This is a genomic window from Belliella marina (assembly GCF_042682445.1).
Taxonomy (GTDB): domain Bacteria; phylum Bacteroidota; class Bacteroidia; order Cytophagales; family Cyclobacteriaceae; genus Belliella; species Belliella marina.
The window spans coordinates 483,792-500,587 of sequence record NZ_JBHUHR010000039.1 but is presented as its reverse complement, the minus strand read 5'-3'; the positions used below and the strand labels follow the sequence as shown (position 1 = coordinate 500,587).

The window sequence follows — 16,796 nt, the reverse complement described above, 5'->3', positions numbered from 1 at the left end:
GCTGCATTGAAATGGTAAAAAGAACAGATAACCGGATTAAGAACAAAGACCAGTACGAAGCCTTGAGAGACAAGGGCTATAGTAAGTCTAAATCAGCTAGGATTGCCAATACCCCTGTTGATGAAATGGATGAGGGTATGGGTGTCAAATATGAATCCAGAACGAAGAATGAGTTGTATCAAAAAGCAAAACAGGTGGGGATAAAAGGTAGGAGCAAAATGAATAAAAAGAAACTTATAAATGCATTGAGATATAATTGAAACCAATATGTTTTGAAAAACCCCAGAATTGCTTTGGGGTGAACCTGCCAAAAACCGAAATGGCCAGACCAATTTATATGGTCTGGCCATTGTGTTGATGCAATCCCATGAAAGGTTTTTTGGATTGAAGTAGTTGAGTTAAAATTTATTTCCCCATGTTGCCTGCAAACTCTTCTTGCATTCAAAAAAACAGATGATGGCGCCCCCTACGAGTTTCCTGTCAGAAATTGGCTTCGATTGGCTTGGAAGGGATATGTTCCCAAATTGCCAATTTTGTTCCCGCTCCTTTTGGAAATATCGATTATAGGGGCATCATCATCTGTGGGTTGGTTTAGTCCGTTTATCTTCAAAATATAAAAGATTAGGAATCCAAGATTATACTGTTCTCGAATTCGCTGATCCATTTGTTACCAATTATCCAATACACATGCCATTTTGGATCGGAACGGGGTGGGTTATGATAAAAGAGACTTTTGTTCCTGATTTTAGAGCCTCTAATAAAAAAAAGCATGGTTGAAATCAACAAAGGGGGATTTTCTAGAGCTTGCTATATATGACAGATGTTGCAAATTGTCCACAATCCGTAACTTTCAAGAGTCAATCATTGCTATGGGCAACAGTCTGTTAATTGGCTTTTATGCTTTCTTTCTTTTTTTGTCGGTTTCCTTTTTCTTCCTATCAACGGCTATCAGCCCCATTACGACATAGGAAATGGCAATAATCCCAGTAATCAAAACAACTAATTCAATTTCCATGGTTTCAGAATTTTTAAAGTTAAAATTTGAAATACCAGACAACTTAAGATATCCCTCATATTTGAATGCCACAATAAGCCAGCAGTCTGATAAGTACTTTATATAAAAACTTTAAATTACAAGTTTGGTGCTGGTTTTGACTGAATAGGTATTTGTTACAATGATTTTGTAATCGTCAAGTAAAGCTAAAATACAGAGATACATGAATTCTAAGAATAATTCTTCGCTTATAATAATCCAAAAATTTTGCATTGAAAACAATCTGACTTTAGCGGTCTCAGAAAGTGTATCTGGTGGCAACCTCCAATCCTTGGTATGCAGCTCCAAACAGGCAGGGCTTTTTTTTGAAGGTGGGATTACCCTATACAATTGCCGGCAGAAAAACCGTTTTTTTGGTTTCCAGGAAGATGAGTGCATGCCAATAAATGGCGTCTCTGCAAAATTTTCCAAGATTATGGCCAATAAGACCTGTGGGCTTTTTGGTTCGGATATAGGTATCAGTCTTACCGGATTTGCCTCGCCTATTTCCAAATTCAATGTAAATATCCCATACGCATTCGGGTCTATATCCTTCAAAGGAAAAGAGGTGTTTTCGGGTATGCAAAAGGGGACTGAAGAGGAGGCATCAATACTCAGGGAATTGTATTCAAAATGGATTATTGATGAACTTGCTGCAATAATCAAACATCGACACTGGGATCTAAAATAGAATAGATTAGGTATCGATTTTGGATTCAACAATTATATGACTATCCGCTTTCTTTTGCACCGCCAAACAATAGGTTGTTGGATGTACGGTTTGATTTATGTAGACCTTGCCACAGGTGCGGAAACTGTTGACATGTATCTGTAACTTATAAAGGCACTTCTTACCCAATATGCATCATTGCGGATACCCATTAACAATTATGATTGTTGAAAGGATGACTCTAAGTCTTTAAGCTAAATTAATTTACAATATTTACCCACGTATGTTGCAGTGTGGTTACATTCGACCCGATTCGGGAATTGAATGCCCCACCCAATTTGAGCAAATAGTGAGAATGAATAGGGTATATTGTACTTGTGGAAGAAAGGCTTGATTTTTTTACCAGTAACAAACAAAAATATACCATGTTTATATTTTTACAGATGATCAATATAGGTTGGCGGAGCTTTTGCATCCTGATAAATGATTATCCATTTGTATTGGATGTTATTTGCGGATTTGGGATGATGGAGAAATATAAATATTTCGGCTTGTATACGGAAGCCATTCCCAATCTCGGAGGATTCTGACTACAATCCAAAATACGCTGGTTAAATCTAAATTATCATCATGTAACCTACCATTTAGCTTTTGTCAAAATGGAATCAAAACAACAAATTATGAATAAGCCAAGAAAATTTCCAGAACAAAGTCAAGACCTTCCAGGTGAAGAAGGGAAAATGAATCCAGAACCTGAAGTGATAAGGGAATCCTATAGGGGAAGTGGAAAATTCAAGGACAAAAATGTATTGATAACAGGTGGTGACAGTGGAATAGGGAGAAGTGTTGCAGTACATGCTGCACGGGAAGGTGCAAACATTGCAATCATATACCTAAGTGAAGAGGAAGATGCGCAAGAGACGAAAAGATTGGTAGAAATGGAAGGTGCGGGGTGCCTGCTTTTGAAAGGGGATATCAGGGATCGTGGATTTTGCAAATCAGCTTCAAAAGAGGCAATAGATACATTGGGTAAAATCAATGTATTGGTAAACAACGCAGCTGTCCAATATCCCAAAAACTCAATACAGGAGATTGGGGAGGACCAGCTGAAAGACACTTTTGAAACCAACATATATTCGTTTTTTTACATGGTACAGGAGTTGCTTCCGTATATGGAGGTAGGCGACAGCATTATCAATACGACTTCCATCACAGCCTACCGGGGAAGCGACCATCTTGTTGATTATGCGAGTACCAAAGGAGCCATTGTTGCCTTTACAAGATCATTGGCCAAAAACCTGGCAGACAAAGGGATTAGGGTGAACGCAATAGCTCCAGGACCAATATGGACACCATTGATAGTTGCTACATTTGATGATATAGAGGATTTTGGTCAGGACACACCAATGAAACGCGCTGGTCAGCCTTCGGAAGTAGGCCCTGCTTTTATCTTTTTGGGTTCGGAAGACAGCAGTTATGTCACAGGCCAGGTACTGCATATCAACGGGGGTGAAGTGGTCGGGGGGTGATTTGATGCTGCTTTCCAAAGCTTGGCAAGATTGATGGATGGGTGTCATTTCCGGATTCTAACCAGGCCTTTTTATTATTGAAGCATTGCTTCTATCTCATGGATTTTTGAAAATGGGATAGCTTCCCCGTAGCCACTCAAGCCAGACTGTTTTAGGTTTTGGCAGTATTACTTGAACCCATCTGACATAGCATCTCTAATCTGGTTGTATGCCCTGAATAATTGGTTCTTGACTGTTTTGATGGAGAGATTCAGTTGGCTGGCAATTTCTTGGTATTTATAGCCTTTTATTTTGTGGAGGATGAGTATTTCTTTTCTTTTTTCAGGAAGATTGTCCATGGCTTTTTTCAGCTCTTGGAGTAGGTCTTCGTGCCGGTCATCGTCTGTATCATTTTCATATATTTGGGTAAATAGACTATCTGATAAAGAAATGTGATCTTTCTCGACCCGGTATTGGTTCACGAAATCATTGTAGCATGCCCGGTAAAAATAGCTTTTGATGGATGTGGTAATCCCCAAATTGGATCTTTTTTCCCATACCTTCACAAATACCCCCTGAACGATATCTTCGGCTTTCCCCTTGTCATTTGTCAAACCCAATACGTAGATTACCAGTTGGTCATACAAATTGTCAAAGACAAATCTGAAAGCCTTTTCATTGCCTTTTTTTATATCACCTACTAATATGAAAGTATTGTTAAGGGAATAATCCATACAAGGGCTAGATTGAATATTTTTATAAAGATTGGGTGATCTGTGAATAACAAAATAAAAAAAAATAAAAATCAGAATGGGCTTTTTTCTAAGTTTTTTGTCTTAGGCGTATAAAATCAATTGTCAATTAAAAAATAAACCTATTAAAATCAGGCAAAAGCGAATTATGAAAGAAGATAAATTTTATACACTGTTGATTAAGTTTTTCTCGTCAGATTTAACCGGATCTGAACGCAAACAGTTGGATGAATTTCTATTGGACAAAAAAAACCAAGAAGAGTTTGCCAAACTTGCCCTGTTGAACAAAAAAACACATGAACTTCTACACGACCAAAATACGGATAAAGAGGCTGTGTTTGAAAGGTTGGTAGGTAAACAACCTAAAAACAGGATTTTTGATCCAAAAGTATTGCTGAGATATGCAGCTGTATTTTTGATAGTCTTGATGGCTGGTTATGGCTGGTACTCCAAAGTTTCGGTTCATGGGGTTTTCGATAGCCAAGAGGTGATAACACTTCGAATGTCCGACGAATTGGTCAAGACTATAGATGACGGAGACAATTTGGCTTTTCAAACCAACACAGGTGTAGCTATAAGTCAAGTTGGGGATACGATCAAATATTCCAGTGCATTCGAAGCAACTGAAGTTGTCTATCATGACTTGCTTGTGCCACATGGTAAGACAGCTGCACTTCAATTGAGTGATGGTAGTGAAATCATCTTGAATTCAGGGTCTAGTTTGAGATTCCCCGAGAATTTCCGAAAGGGGGGAAATAGGGAGGTTTATCTAACAGGAGAGGCTTTCTTTAAAGTGTCGGAGGATAGTTCCAGACCTTTCATTGTGAACGCTGACAATGTGAATATAAGGGTCTTGGGGACTCATTTTAATGTCAATTCCTATAACGGGAATAATTCAATTGAAACCATTTTGGTAGAAGGGAAGGTGGGTTTGTATATGAACGATGAGGGTTATTCGGAAGAAAGCACTGTAGTCTTGCTGCCGGGCATGAGAGGTAGAAGCAATGTTGGAAATGGCAGCTTTGTGGTTGATAAGGTAAATGTAAAACCTTATACCGCTTGGCTTGAAGGAGAGCTGATTTTCCAAAGCGAAACCTTCTCCAAAATTACCCAAGTGCTTGAAAGGAAATATGCTGTGGAAATAGACCTCAAAGATGAGCGATTGAGCCAGCAGAAGTTTGTGGCAAAATTCAAGGAAGAATCCCTTGACCAAATTCTGGAATCATTACAGGCAAGTTACCCATTCAACTATAAGATTATTGGCAAAAATAAAATAGTCATTACAAAGTAAGCGGAAAACAAATGTTCAACGAAAATCAACCAATATGAATTCTCCACCGGAATAAAAAAGAAATCGGGAAATGGTGCAACATTTCCCGATGAAGACAGAACGAATCTTAAATTTCTTCAAGACACCATTCAACCATTACAAAAGTATGAAAAATCTCGACAAATTATTGAGGTATTATTCTAATGCCCATAAACTAAAACCAAAAATCAAGTATACAGTATTATTTTTTCTTCTGTTTTTGGTAAGAATCCAAGTGTATTCATATTCCCAAGACACAAAAATTGTTTTAAATCTCAGCCAAGCAAGCTTAGAGGAACTGTTTGCTTCCGTAGAGGAGATTACACATTATAAGTTCCTTTACCACCTTGGGGATTTAGACCTAGACAGAAAAATCGACGTACAAGCCAATGGAAAACCTTTGGACAAAGTACTCGATGAAGTCTTCCTTGATACCAATATCCAATATGCACTTATAGGTAGGCAAATAGTCTTGACTGTAAAGGACGTAAGGGAAAAAGAGGTACAAAAGACTCCTGTTGTAAGGAAAAATATTACCGGGGTCGTCCGGGATGAAAAGGGAATCCCATTGATAGGTGTGACTATCATCATCAAGGGATCCAGCAAAGGTGTCGTTTCAGGTAATGATGGAAGCTTTAGGATAAATGCCAATTCCAATGATGTCTTGATCTTTTCATTCATTGGTTTTGAAAAGCAGGAAGTATTGGTGGGAGATCAAAGCCAGTTAGATATAATACTGAAGGAAGCCGAAAATGAACTCGGGGAGTTTGTGGTCGTCGGCTATGGTGAAACCAAACGCTCAGACCTTACAGGTTCTGTAGGATCGGTAGATTCGAAAGACATCCAGCAACTCAGGGTACAAACTGTAGATCAGGCATTGATAGGGAAAATATCCGGTGTACATGTATCATCCCAATCAGGTGGGCCGGGAAGTGGTGCGATTGTCCATGTCAGGGGACTGAGCCAACTTATCGGTGATAACCAACCACTGTATGTGATCGATGGGGTACCTGTAGTCATTAACCCAAGGTTTGGAGATGTGGGGAGTATCGGTGTTTTTGGAGACCGTGAAAACCCCTTGTTGTCTATCAATCCGGATGATATAGAGCGTGTAGATGTATTGAAGGATGCATCTTCTGCCGCTATCTATGGCTCTAGGGCAGCCAATGGCGTTGTTCTTGTGACCACCAAAAGAGGGAAGCGTAACCAGAAACCAAAATTGGATTTCTCAACTATGACGACCGTACAAAACCCCTTGAATACGTATGATGTCTTAAATGCGAGTCAATACAGGGATTTTCTTGTTGCCCAAGGTCAGGATCAAGCGGTTGATTTTGGCAATGCAGATACTGATTGGCAGCGGGAGATTGTGAACCACAATGCCATTTGGACACAGCATAACTTGAGCATTTCAGGTGGGACTTCAGATATCAATTATTTGGTTTCCGGAAATGTATCAGACCAAGAAGGGGTGATGCTAGGAAATAAATTTTCCAGATACAACCTTTCCAGCAGCCTTGATGCGGACATCACAGAAGAGCTTAGAATTGGTTTTAATTTTAGTTACAACTATTCAGTCAACAGACAATCTGGTTTAGCTTCAATCGCAACTGGGGCATTTTATAGGCCAGACCTCCCAGTATTCAATGAAAGTGGACAATATTCATCCTCACCAAGTGTTTATGGTTTTGCAATAAGAAATCCAGTTGGAGACCAGGGAAAAGTAAGAAACCATGCGGTTTCCAGGAATGTTTTGGGAAATGTTTATGGAGAGTACAAGATAATTGAGGGCTTGCGCTTTAGGTCACAATTGAGTCTGAATCTTAACAATGACAGAAGTTCGATCTTCAACCCTTCGTTCACTACCACAGCTTTGTTTAGAAGCATGTTTTATGGGACAAATGGGGCTTTGATGGATGTACAGCATAATTTTGGGTTCAATAAATCCTGGGCAAACACGTTGAACTACAACAAAAATTTTGGGGGGAATCATACCATTGACGCTGTAGCAGGGATCTCCTGGGATCATTCAAGGCTTGACCTCGAATCCCAAGAATACTCAGACTTTCCGGATGATGAGATTTTGGTCGATATCAGATCTGCCAACCAATTTGTCCGGGCAACTAGTGATGTGAATGAAATGGCCTTGAATTCACTCTTTGGAAGGGTCAACTACAATTTTCAAGACAGGATTTTGGCTACATTGACAGCCCGTTACGATGGTTCTGTGAAATTTGGACCTGAAAACCAATGGGGTTTCTTTCCATCTGGAGCAGTTGCCTGGAATGTTCACAATGAAGGGTTTTTGAAGGATGTCAGCTTCTTGGATCAATTCAAGTTAAGGGCAAGTATGGGACGTACGGGATCTGATAATTTACCTTCTTTTTCCTATTTGGCATACTACAGGGCCTTGGGAAATGGTGATTCGAGGTATAACAATATCAATGGGATCGTAGTGGAAGGTGTACCAAATTCAGCCATAAGATGGGAGCAAACAGAGCAGTTGGACTTGGGTTTGGAATTTGGATTGTTCAACAATAGGATTTACGGTGAGGTGGTCTATTTTCAAAAAAACACCAATGGTATCATCTTGATGGTGCCACTTCCAGCCCAGACTGGTTCTTCCCGTTGGAATGCCAATATTGCAGATGTCACCAATAGGGGATGGGAAATAGGCGTTGGTAGTGATATAATCAGTAAGCCGGGATTTAGGTGGAATTCATCCTTCAATATTTCTTTTATAGAAAACAAAGTAGTAGCGCTCCATGGGGGCACTACCACAGCATTTGGAAGTGCTGGCATATTGGAGGGACAACCTATGGGGGTAATCATTGGCTATGATGTGGTTTCTATAGCTCAAAGTAGCGAAGAGATCAATGCCTTGAATGCAGGTGCTTCCGATGGCAGATATCAAAATGGACTGAACCAACCTGGAGATTATATATACAGGGATATCAATGGTGATGGCAAGATTACCAACGATGACCGTATACCACTGGGAGACATCAACCCTGATTTTTTTGGAGGCTGGAACAATACTGTAAGGTATAAAAGCTTTGATTTTATATTCAACTTTAACTTTGTTAAGGGGGTTGACCGATTATGGGAAAGAGGTGCAAACCAATTTGCATTTGTTAACCCTTTCAATAATGTAACCACACATGTAAATGACACTTGGACCCCAGAGAATGTGGATGCCCAATTTGCACGGATGGGCTCTGCTACCCATGGTACTTCTGTGCCAACCAGTAGAAATGTCATGGATGCTTCCTATATCAAGCTGAGAGCTATGTCAATAGCCTATAACATTCCCGATAGATGGCTGTCTAAAACGAAGATTCATCGGGCACAAATCTCCCTAAGTGGAAACAATCTGTTCGTCATCACGAAATATCCTGGACTTGACCCCGAAAGTGTAAATGCCCAACGTGGAGGTTCAACTGTAGATCTGGTCAGGGATGGTGGTTTTGCCTATCCCCAAATGCGAAACTTTTCTATAGGTGCTAAATTGAGTCTGTAACAAATCTTTAAACATTGTTGACTATGAAAATCAAATTATATACATATATCTGTTTGGTGGGTTTGTTATCCATCTGTTTATCTTCCTGCGATTTGGCAAGGGACCTGGAAAGTTTTAATCCAAATTTTGCTTTGGATGCCGATGAGGCGATAGTAAATGAAGCCAGTGCCGAATTGGCCCTAATTGGCGTTTATTCTGGTTTTCGACAAAGGAGTAGTGGATCTGGAAATCCAGAAATATATTTGATTCCATCCTTGATGAGTGGAGTACTGACAAATACGCTCTTCAATACAGGACAGGAAGCATTGGGTTTTATAAACAACGAACCCATACCTGTGAATGCCAGTACGTCCTTGGGGGCATATGCTCGCATGTATGATATAATCAACCGATGCAATTGGCTTATTGAAAAAGTTTCGCCGTTGCCGGAAGATGTGTTTGTGACTCCAGGTCGAAAGACTCAGATTATAGCAGAGGCCAAAGCAGTAAGGGCAACTGCCAATTTTTATTTGTTGCGTCTTTTTGGACAGTTTTATGATGTTGGCTCCAAGTATGGAATTACCTTAAGATTGGAGCCTGCCCGCTCCAGCGAAGCCTTTCCAAGAAATACTGTTGGGGAAGTTTATGATGCAATACTTTCGGATCTGGATGAGGCAATTGCAGATGCTCCGGATTTGAGGACGAGGTTTTTTACCAACAAGACCTATGCAAAAGGCTTGAAGGCAAAAGTAATGCTGTACAAAGGGGACTATCAACAAGCAGCTATGCTTGCCAAGGAAGTGATTGATGGCACAGGGGATACTTTTCGTCTGGCGACTGATTATGCTGGGATATTTCAAGGTCAAACCCCTTCATTATTTGAAAGTCCAGAAGTGATTTTTGGCTCCAAAGGTGAACCTCAAGGTGGACTTGGAATTGGGAATTTCATAGGTGGATATTGGGCTGCGATAGATCCTTCTTATCTAGCTGATGCACAGGTGTCTACCACAATTGGGACGCAAAGTATTGATCTTGATGGAGGAAGGATACCTTCATTGACTTTCGATAATAACGGCACGCTAGATACCTACAAGTATAGTGATGCTGCTAGCGGTCAGCTGTATGAGATGATTTACCATTTGAGAATGTCGGAAGTGTATCTGATATATGCTGAGGCCAATGCCCGTAGCAATAATAGTGTGACTCAAGATGCCTTGGATGCTCTCAATGCAATTAGGATCAGGGCAGGAGCTACGTCAACGGGTGGTGATGGTTTTGAGACCTATCCAGCTACAATTTCTTATGAGCAGTTTCTCGAAGCTGTTCGGAAAGAAAAATGGGCCGAGTTGGGCTTGGAAACTGGAGAGGAATGGTATGATTTGGTACGCTACCATTTTGTCGATGGCTTTGATGTTACTAAAGTGAAGTCTACTGCTACAAATCCAAACAAGTACATTTTGCCGATTGATGTGGTCAATATCGAATCAGGTGGCAATGTCGTGGAACAAAATCCAGGTTATTGATTTTCCAAAGGGAAAACTGAAATTTCAAACTAAGAAGAAGTAAATCTAAATAAATGATTATGAAGGATATAAAAAGTGTTTTAAGTGCGTTGTTCCTGGCCGCTCTGGCAAGTTGTCATCCTGGCAAAGAACAAATTCCAGAAAACACCTTCTTGATAGAAGGAAGTGTCGCTGGATTGGATAGTGCGGAAGTGAAGATTGTCTCCAATGATATGATTGAGAGATCTTCGACTACCTTGGATTCGACCATGATTGTCAATGGGAAATTCACCCTGAAAGGGGATATGGATTCTCCGAGGGACTTGAATATGCTGATTGTCACTGATGGAATGACCTATTATGCCAATGTGAAGGCAGACAAAAGCATCATGGAGATAACATTGGATACTGCTAAATATGATCGGAAATCAGGGAGTTTTATCTTGCTTACACCTAAAGTGAAAGGTTCAAAATTCCACGAGGACTATGAATCATATGAAGCTTTGATCGAACCATTTAAAAAAGATCTGTATAAACTATCGAGTACCTATGATGAGTTGGGTGAAAAGTACAGAACTGCCAAAAAGCTCGAAAACAGTGAGGAAGAAGAGTTGTATAAGGAAGAAATGGAGCAAGTGAAATTGGAAATGGAGCCATTCAGGGAAAAAATCGATTCGGTAACCAACCATTTTATTGAAAATGATTTAGGAAACCAAGTTTCAGCCTTTTTGATGTCCACAAAAATATCAAGCTATAAGCTTGACAGATCAGTGGATTTGTTTGGCAGGATGCCAGAGGATGTAAAAGGAGGGTTTTACGGAAAATCAATTGAAAAACAGCTTGAAAAGTTGAAAAAGGCTTCCCCAGGTGCAGAAGCCTCACTATTTGAGACTACAGATATCAATGGTGAAGAGTTACGCTTAATAGATTTTAGAGGGCAATATGTCTTATTGGATTTTTGGGCAAGTTGGTGTGTGCCTTGCAGGAAAGGAAATCCGCACTTGATCCAATTACATCAAAAATACCACGATAAGGGATTTGAAATCATTGGTATTTCCGATGATGACAGCAACCATGATGCTTGGAAAAAGGCTATTGAAGTTGATAAAATTGGGATTTGGAAGCATGCGTTGAGGGGCTTGAAAATAGATAGAACCGAGGGGTTTAAAATATTGGAAGATGCTATCTCTGAAGGGTATGACATCCATTTTCTTCCTACCAAAATACTGATAGATCCCCAAGGAATCATCATCGGAAGATTTGGTAGCGAAGAAGAAGAATTGGACAAGTTATTGGAAGAAATATTCGAAGCATGACCATAGATTCCGTTTTGGACACCATGAACACCTGTTTTCAAAACAATGCCAAACTCATTGAACTCAATTCAAAAAAATCAAATAGCAATCACCATGAAATATATCTTGATATTATTACTCCTTTTCTGCTCTCCTGTCTTTGCACAAGAGGAAAACAACCATTATGAAGCTTTGTTAAACTCGGAAAATGAATCCGATAAAAAGCAATTGAAAAAAGAGCTTTACCAGTTGTTGGATAGCGAGGAAGAGGAAAACTGGATTACCGCATTCCAATATTTCCATAAACTTGACGATAGAAAGGTTGCTGATTCCATCAATGTTGCAATGGTAGAGAAATTTCCTTTGGGCATAATGGCGAGAAACCAAGATCTCAGGAAGATCATGGGGGAAAAAGATGCTCAAAGCAAAGAAGCTTTGTTCCAAACGTTTATGGAAACTTTTCCTCCTGAGAATTTCAAGGATGGAAGTATGATTTATGATTATGGTCTCAACTCACTTGCCACAACTTTAGCTTCAGCAAAGAACAGTGATAAAGCAATCAAATATGCACGAATGGTTGAGCATCCGATGATGAGCAGTAATACATTTGTTCAGGTTGCAGACATTCTTATGACCAATGGTCAAAGGGAACTGGCAACAGAACTTTACGTGGAGACAATAGAAAAGACAAAGGATTATGTGGATAAAGCTGATCCAAATAATGAAGAGTTTGCATATGTCAAAATGGGATTGGCTGGTTTTATGGATAAGTATGCGGGGATTTTGCTGGAAGATGGCAATGCGGAAAAGGCATTGACATATTTGGAAAAAGCCCATGAAATTAGTGATGAGAAAGGAAAGGTGAATCTGAACGGGAGGTATGCCAAAGTCTTGACTGCACTTGGAAGGGAAAAAGAAGCATTTGAAAAACTTGCAGAGTCCTATAGCCATGGGTTGGCAACTGAAGAGATGAAAGAAGACATGAAGGCTTTGTATTTCACATACCATGAAAATGGTGATTATGCAGCTTATATTGAAAATTTGGGTAAGCAGTTAAAAAGCAAACTGCAGGTTGAGCTGGCCGAGATAATGATGGATGAGCCAGCACCGCAATTCTCTTTGAAAGATTTGGATGGCAATACTGTTTCTCTGGCTTCTTTGAAGGGAAAGGTAGTGATCATTGATTTTTGGGCAACTTGGTGTGGTCCATGTATAAAATCATTTCCATCTATGAAAAAAGCCGTAAACAGATTTGCAGAGAATCCTGATGTTGCATTTTTGTTTGTTCATACTTGGGAAACAGATAAAGACCCTATCAATAGTGTGAAGCAATTTGTCAGCGATAATGATTATCCATTCCATGTATTGATGGATCTTAAGAATGAAGATGGGAAAAATGAAGTAGTCAGCGCATTTGGAATCAGCGGGATTCCAACAAAAATCATCCTAGATAAGGAAGGGAATATCAGGTTTAAGGTGTCTGGATTTTCTGGAGGAGAAGATGCTGCAGTGGAGGAGATCGCCATGATGATAGATTTGATAGGTTAAATCCATATAACGGTGAGCAACGAGCATGGAGCTCACCGTTATATTACCCTATTAAAATTACCAGGATTCGATTATCGGAAGTCCAAGTTTCTGGCTTCTAATAAAATCAACATTATGATTATCCGCAATGGCACCAGTAGTTTAAATTATGCATATGTAATCATGCGGATAATTGTCAACAGTCGACGGTTGACAGTCAACTTGCGCTGGAAACAATATGGATACATTATTTTAAATGGCTACTGGTAAGAAAGCGGATATACATAATCAACATTTATAACATTAGAATAAACAAGCCATTTTTCATTAAAAAAGGTGGCCTAGAATAATTATGCCATGATTTCACGAGAAATATCGAGCTCAGTCTGTCTTGATGATAGACTCAAATCCAAATTTTCCCACCTCTGGAAGTTGGTGGGCAACACACCTATGCTGGAAATCCAATGCGTGTACAAAGGAAAAACGAGAAATATATATGTGAAGTGCGAGCAGTATAACCTGACAGGAAGCATCAAAGACAGGATGGCACTTTACACACTTCACCAATCTTACAATACCTGCCAAATTTCCCCATGGGATGTGATTATCGAAGCCACATCTGGAAATACAGGAATCGCTTTTGCAGCCATCGGAAAAGCACTTGGACATCAGGTGGAGATCATTATGCCGGATTGGCTCAGCAAAGAGAGGATCGATATCATCAAGAGTTTAGGGGCAAGAATCCGCTTGGTAAGTAAGGAAGATGGAGGTTTTTTGGGATCTATCTCTATGGCAGAAGATGACCATAAAAACCGTCCAGGCGTATTTCTTCCCAAACAATTTGAAAACAGATACAATGTGGAAGCCCATCAACGAACTACAGGTTTGGAGATTTTAGGACAGTTGGAAGGAATTGGAAAGATAGCGGATGCCTTTGTCGCAGGTGTGGGTACTGGAGGGACGGTCATGGGGGTTGGAAAAAGCCTGAAGGAAGCTAACCCAGAAGCAAAGGTCTATCCATTGGAGCCTGCTGAGTCTCCCACTTTATCAACTGGCTACAAGGTTGGCAGCCATAGAATACAAGGTATATCCGATGAGTTTATTCCATCTATTGTCCAACTGGATGATCTGGAGTCTGCCATCAGCGCCCATGATGGGGATGCCATCATTGTGTCACAGATGTTGGCTTCTCAGTTAGGTCTTGCAGTGGGTATTTCTTCCGGGGCCAATTTTATAGGAGCACTGAAAGTACAAGAATTTCTGGGAAATGATGCTACTGTAGTTACTGTGTTTCCCGATTGTAATAAAAAATACCTCAGCACAGATCTGATGAAAACCGAACCGGCAATTTCTGGATACTTAAGCAAAGAACTATCCTTTGTTGGTTATTCCAGTGTGGAAAGAAGGCCTGTTTCCAGCCAGTATTCAGATACTTTGATAGAAAACCTTTAAGCAGTAAACATATGAAGTATATAAAAAATATATTGGTGATTTTGGTTGCTTGGGCAATATGTCCGGGAAATCTTTATGCCCAAATGCACAATCCTGTAAAATGGGACTATGAAGTGGACGAAAGCAAGATTCAGGAGGGAATTGCAGTCTTGAGATTCAAGGCATCATTGGAAGATGGATGGCATATATATTCCCAAAACATAGAAAAGGGTGGCCCAGTACCTACCAATTTCCGATTCAAGGAAAGTACCCAATTTAAGCTGCAGGGAAAAGTAAAGGAAAAAAGTAAGGCGGTGACTAAGTTTGAAGATCTCTTTGGCATGGAAATCAGCTACTTTGATGGTGAGGCCCTTTTCGAACAGGAGATCAAGTTGCTGGGAAACCAAGTGAAGGTAGAAGGGTTCGTGGAGTTTATGGTCTGCAATGATGAAAATTGCCTTCCTCCAAACCAAGTGTCTTATAGTTTTGATTTGAAAATGCCGCAAGAAGCAGCTGTAGGGGTTGAAAGTTCTCCAAAACATGAAGAAGATCCTGATCATTCAGAAAAGCTATCAGAACCAATAGAAAATACACAAGAACTGGATTCATCCAGTGTATTTGTGGCAGATGCAGAAACGATAGTTGAATCGCAGACACTTAGTAATGATGAAAGTAAGAAAGATGCTAAAAGATCACTGTTGAGCATCTTGATAGCGGGCTTTTTGGGAGGACTTGCGGCATTGCTGATGCCCTGTATCTTTCCGATGTTGCCCTTGACGGTAAGTTATTTTACCAAAAGCAATGACAAGGGCTCCGCTGTAGGCAAAGCCCTGATCTATGGGGCGTCGATCGTGGTGATCTATGTGCTTTTGGGGCTGGCGATCACGGTGGTATTCGGAGCGGACGCCCTGAATGCACTGTCGACCAATGGGGTATTCAATTTCTTCTTTTTCCTGCTTTTGGTTGTGTTTGCGGCATCCTTCTTCGGGGCATTTGAGTTGACCCTGCCACATTCCTGGGGCAATAAACTGGACCAAAAATCCGATAAAAGCGGTTTGGCGGGGCTGTTCTTTATGGCGGCAACCTTGGCGATTGTATCATTTTCCTGTACCGGCCCCATCATCGGGACATTGCTGGTGCAAGCCGCAAGCATGGGGGAATACCTTGGCCCAGCAGTGGGGATGTTGGGATTTTCGGTGGCTTTGGCAGCACCTTTTGCATTGTTTGCCCTATTTCCCTCCTGGCTGCAATCCCTCCCCAAGTCTGGGGGATGGCTGAACAGTGTCAAGGTTGTTTTGGGTTTTCTGGAGTTGGCGCTAGCGCTGAAGTTCCTCTCCAATGTGGACTTGGCCTACCATTGGGACTGGTTCGATAGGGAGGTGTTTTTGGTACTTTGGATTTCGATTTTCGGATTGTTGGGCATGTACCTGTTGGGCAAGATCAGGTTTGCACATGACAGCCCGGTGGAGTATGTCTCTACGCCCAGGATATTTCTGGGTATCATAGTAGTCGCATTTACGATCTATATGGTTCCCGGGCTCTGGGGAGCACCGCTCAAGTCCATATCGGCATTTTTGCCACCCCAGCATACACAGGACTTTGACCTGTATACGCCGACGGTAGGGGGGATCCCTGCGGGCCAGGCACATTCGGGGACATCTGGTCCCCAGAGAAAATATGCAGGGCTGTTTCATGCCCCGCTGAACCTGGAGCCATTCTTTGACTATGAGGAGGGGATGGAATATGCCAGGCAGGTGGGCAAACCTGTATTGATTGACTTTACAGGCCATGCCTGTGTCAACTGCCGGAAGATGGAGGCCAGCATCTGGCCTGATCCGCAGGTGCTAAAGCTTATCAGGGATGAGTATGTATTGATCCAGCTATATGTGGATGACAAAACCAGCCTGCCGGAAGAGGAGCATTATGTGTCTGCCTTCAGCGGCAAGAAGATCAACAGCATCGGCAAAAAGTGGAGCGATGTGCAAGCCCAGAAATTCAATTCCAACTCCCAGCCTTACTATGTGCTGATGGATCCCAAAGGGAAAAAGGTGCTGGTGGATCCCGTAGGTGCGATTTATGATGTGGGAGGCTACCGTGATTATTTGCAAAGTGGGATAGCTAATTTCAGTAATGTATAACCCAAATATAGTTTAACGATAGGTGAAAGGCAGCTGGAATGTTCCAGCTGCTTTTTTTAGAATAAATCTACCTTGGGTATACCTGGCCGTAAAACCGCTCCTTTCCAAAAAATTCTTCGAAGGTTTGAACTT

Annotated in this window: 12 protein-coding genes; 11 read left to right on the top strand and 1 reads right to left on the bottom strand. The window is 40.9% G+C overall.

All coding sequences use genetic code 11. The features are described 5' to 3' along the window. Positions 1 to 11 precede the first annotated feature (11 nt). The 4 genes from ACFSKL_RS15900 to ACFSKL_RS15885 all read left to right on the top strand — a co-directional run bounded on the left by ACFSKL_RS15900 (position 12) and on the right by ACFSKL_RS15885 (position 3,232). Complete coding sequence (locus ACFSKL_RS15900; protein WP_376887313.1) at positions 12 to 260, top strand: DUF7218 family protein; 249 nt, start codon at positions 12 to 14, stop codon at positions 258 to 260. A gap of 957 nt (positions 261 to 1,217) precedes the next feature. Then, positions 1,218 to 1,724: a CinA family protein gene (locus ACFSKL_RS15895; protein ID WP_376887312.1), complete on the top strand. Its 507-nt coding sequence runs from the start codon at positions 1,218 to 1,220 to the stop codon at positions 1,722 to 1,724. Between the two features lie 404 nt (positions 1,725 to 2,128). Next, a complete protein-coding gene (locus tag ACFSKL_RS15890; RefSeq protein ID WP_376887311.1) occupies positions 2,129 to 2,293 on the top strand; it encodes a hypothetical protein in 165 nt (54 codons plus the stop codon). Between the two features lie 90 nt (positions 2,294 to 2,383). Next, the gene (locus ACFSKL_RS15885; protein WP_376887310.1) at positions 2,384 to 3,232 is read left to right on the top strand and encodes an SDR family oxidoreductase; all 849 of its coding nucleotides are present in this window, start codon (positions 2,384 to 2,386) and stop codon (positions 3,230 to 3,232) included. A gap of 167 nt (positions 3,233 to 3,399) precedes the next feature. Here ACFSKL_RS15885 and ACFSKL_RS15880 read toward each other — a convergent pair whose 3' ends face one another. Beyond that, positions 3,400 to 3,945, bottom strand: coding sequence for an RNA polymerase sigma factor (locus ACFSKL_RS15880; RefSeq protein ID WP_376887309.1), 546 nt, complete (start codon positions 3,943 to 3,945; stop codon positions 3,400 to 3,402). A 166-nt stretch (positions 3,946 to 4,111) separates the two neighbouring features. Here ACFSKL_RS15880 and ACFSKL_RS15875 point away from each other — a divergent pair, with 166 nt between their 5' ends. The 7 genes from ACFSKL_RS15875 (at position 4,112) to ACFSKL_RS15845 (ending at position 16,664) form a co-directional block, all read left to right on the top strand. After that, positions 4,112 to 5,254, top strand: a complete 1,143-nt coding sequence (locus tag ACFSKL_RS15875) for a FecR family protein (RefSeq protein WP_376887308.1) — start codon at positions 4,112 to 4,114, stop codon at positions 5,252 to 5,254. A gap of 145 nt (positions 5,255 to 5,399) precedes the next feature. After that, on the top strand, positions 5,400 to 8,792 hold the full coding sequence (locus ACFSKL_RS15870; RefSeq protein ID WP_376887307.1) for a TonB-dependent receptor: 3,393 nt from the start codon (positions 5,400 to 5,402) through the stop codon (positions 8,790 to 8,792). A gap of 23 nt (positions 8,793 to 8,815) precedes the next feature. Next, positions 8,816 to 10,294 (top strand): RagB/SusD family nutrient uptake outer membrane protein, encoded by a 1,479-nt coding sequence (locus tag ACFSKL_RS15865; protein ID WP_376887306.1) that lies wholly within the window; start codon positions 8,816 to 8,818, stop codon positions 10,292 to 10,294. Positions 10,295 to 10,353: 59 nt separating this feature from the next. Next, the gene (locus tag ACFSKL_RS15860; protein ID WP_376887305.1) at positions 10,354 to 11,589 is read left to right on the top strand and encodes a TlpA disulfide reductase family protein; all 1,236 of its coding nucleotides are present in this window, start codon (positions 10,354 to 10,356) and stop codon (positions 11,587 to 11,589) included. A gap of 93 nt (positions 11,590 to 11,682) precedes the next feature. Then, complete coding sequence (locus ACFSKL_RS15855) at positions 11,683 to 13,116, top strand: redoxin family protein (protein ID WP_376887304.1); 1,434 nt, start codon at positions 11,683 to 11,685, stop codon at positions 13,114 to 13,116. Positions 13,117 to 13,452: 336 nt separating this feature from the next. Further along, complete coding sequence (locus ACFSKL_RS15850) at positions 13,453 to 14,547, top strand: PLP-dependent cysteine synthase family protein (RefSeq protein WP_376887303.1); 1,095 nt, start codon at positions 13,453 to 13,455, stop codon at positions 14,545 to 14,547. Between the two features lie 11 nt (positions 14,548 to 14,558). Further along, the gene (locus ACFSKL_RS15845) at positions 14,559 to 16,664 is read left to right on the top strand and encodes a protein-disulfide reductase DsbD family protein (RefSeq protein ID WP_376887302.1); all 2,106 of its coding nucleotides are present in this window, start codon (positions 14,559 to 14,561) and stop codon (positions 16,662 to 16,664) included. Positions 16,665 to 16,796: the final 132 nt, after the last annotated feature.

Excerpts from the sequence above, each read along its gene's own strand:
- ACFSKL_RS15900 (WP_376887313.1), top strand. The coding sequence starts at position 12 with ATGGTAAAAAGAACAGATAACCGGATTAAGAACAAAGACCAGTACGAA.
- ACFSKL_RS15895 (WP_376887312.1), top strand. The coding sequence starts at position 1,218 with ATGAATTCTAAGAATAATTCTTCGCTTATAATAATCCAAAAATTTTGC.
- ACFSKL_RS15890 (WP_376887311.1), top strand. The coding sequence starts at position 2,129 with ATGTTTATATTTTTACAGATGATCAATATAGGTTGGCGGAGCTTTTGC.
- ACFSKL_RS15885 (WP_376887310.1), top strand. The coding sequence starts at position 2,384 with ATGAATAAGCCAAGAAAATTTCCAGAACAAAGTCAAGACCTTCCAGGT.
- ACFSKL_RS15880 (WP_376887309.1), bottom strand. The coding sequence starts at position 3,945 with ATGGATTATTCCCTTAACAATACTTTCATATTAGTAGGTGATATAAAA.
- ACFSKL_RS15875 (WP_376887308.1), top strand. The coding sequence starts at position 4,112 with ATGAAAGAAGATAAATTTTATACACTGTTGATTAAGTTTTTCTCGTCA.
- ACFSKL_RS15870 (WP_376887307.1), top strand. The coding sequence starts at position 5,400 with ATGAAAAATCTCGACAAATTATTGAGGTATTATTCTAATGCCCATAAA.
- ACFSKL_RS15865 (WP_376887306.1), top strand. The coding sequence starts at position 8,816 with ATGAAAATCAAATTATATACATATATCTGTTTGGTGGGTTTGTTATCC.
- ACFSKL_RS15860 (WP_376887305.1), top strand. The coding sequence starts at position 10,354 with ATGAAGGATATAAAAAGTGTTTTAAGTGCGTTGTTCCTGGCCGCTCTG.
- ACFSKL_RS15855 (WP_376887304.1), top strand. The coding sequence starts at position 11,683 with ATGAAATATATCTTGATATTATTACTCCTTTTCTGCTCTCCTGTCTTT.
- ACFSKL_RS15850 (WP_376887303.1), top strand. The coding sequence starts at position 13,453 with ATGATTTCACGAGAAATATCGAGCTCAGTCTGTCTTGATGATAGACTC.
- ACFSKL_RS15845 (WP_376887302.1), top strand. The coding sequence starts at position 14,559 with ATGAAGTATATAAAAAATATATTGGTGATTTTGGTTGCTTGGGCAATA.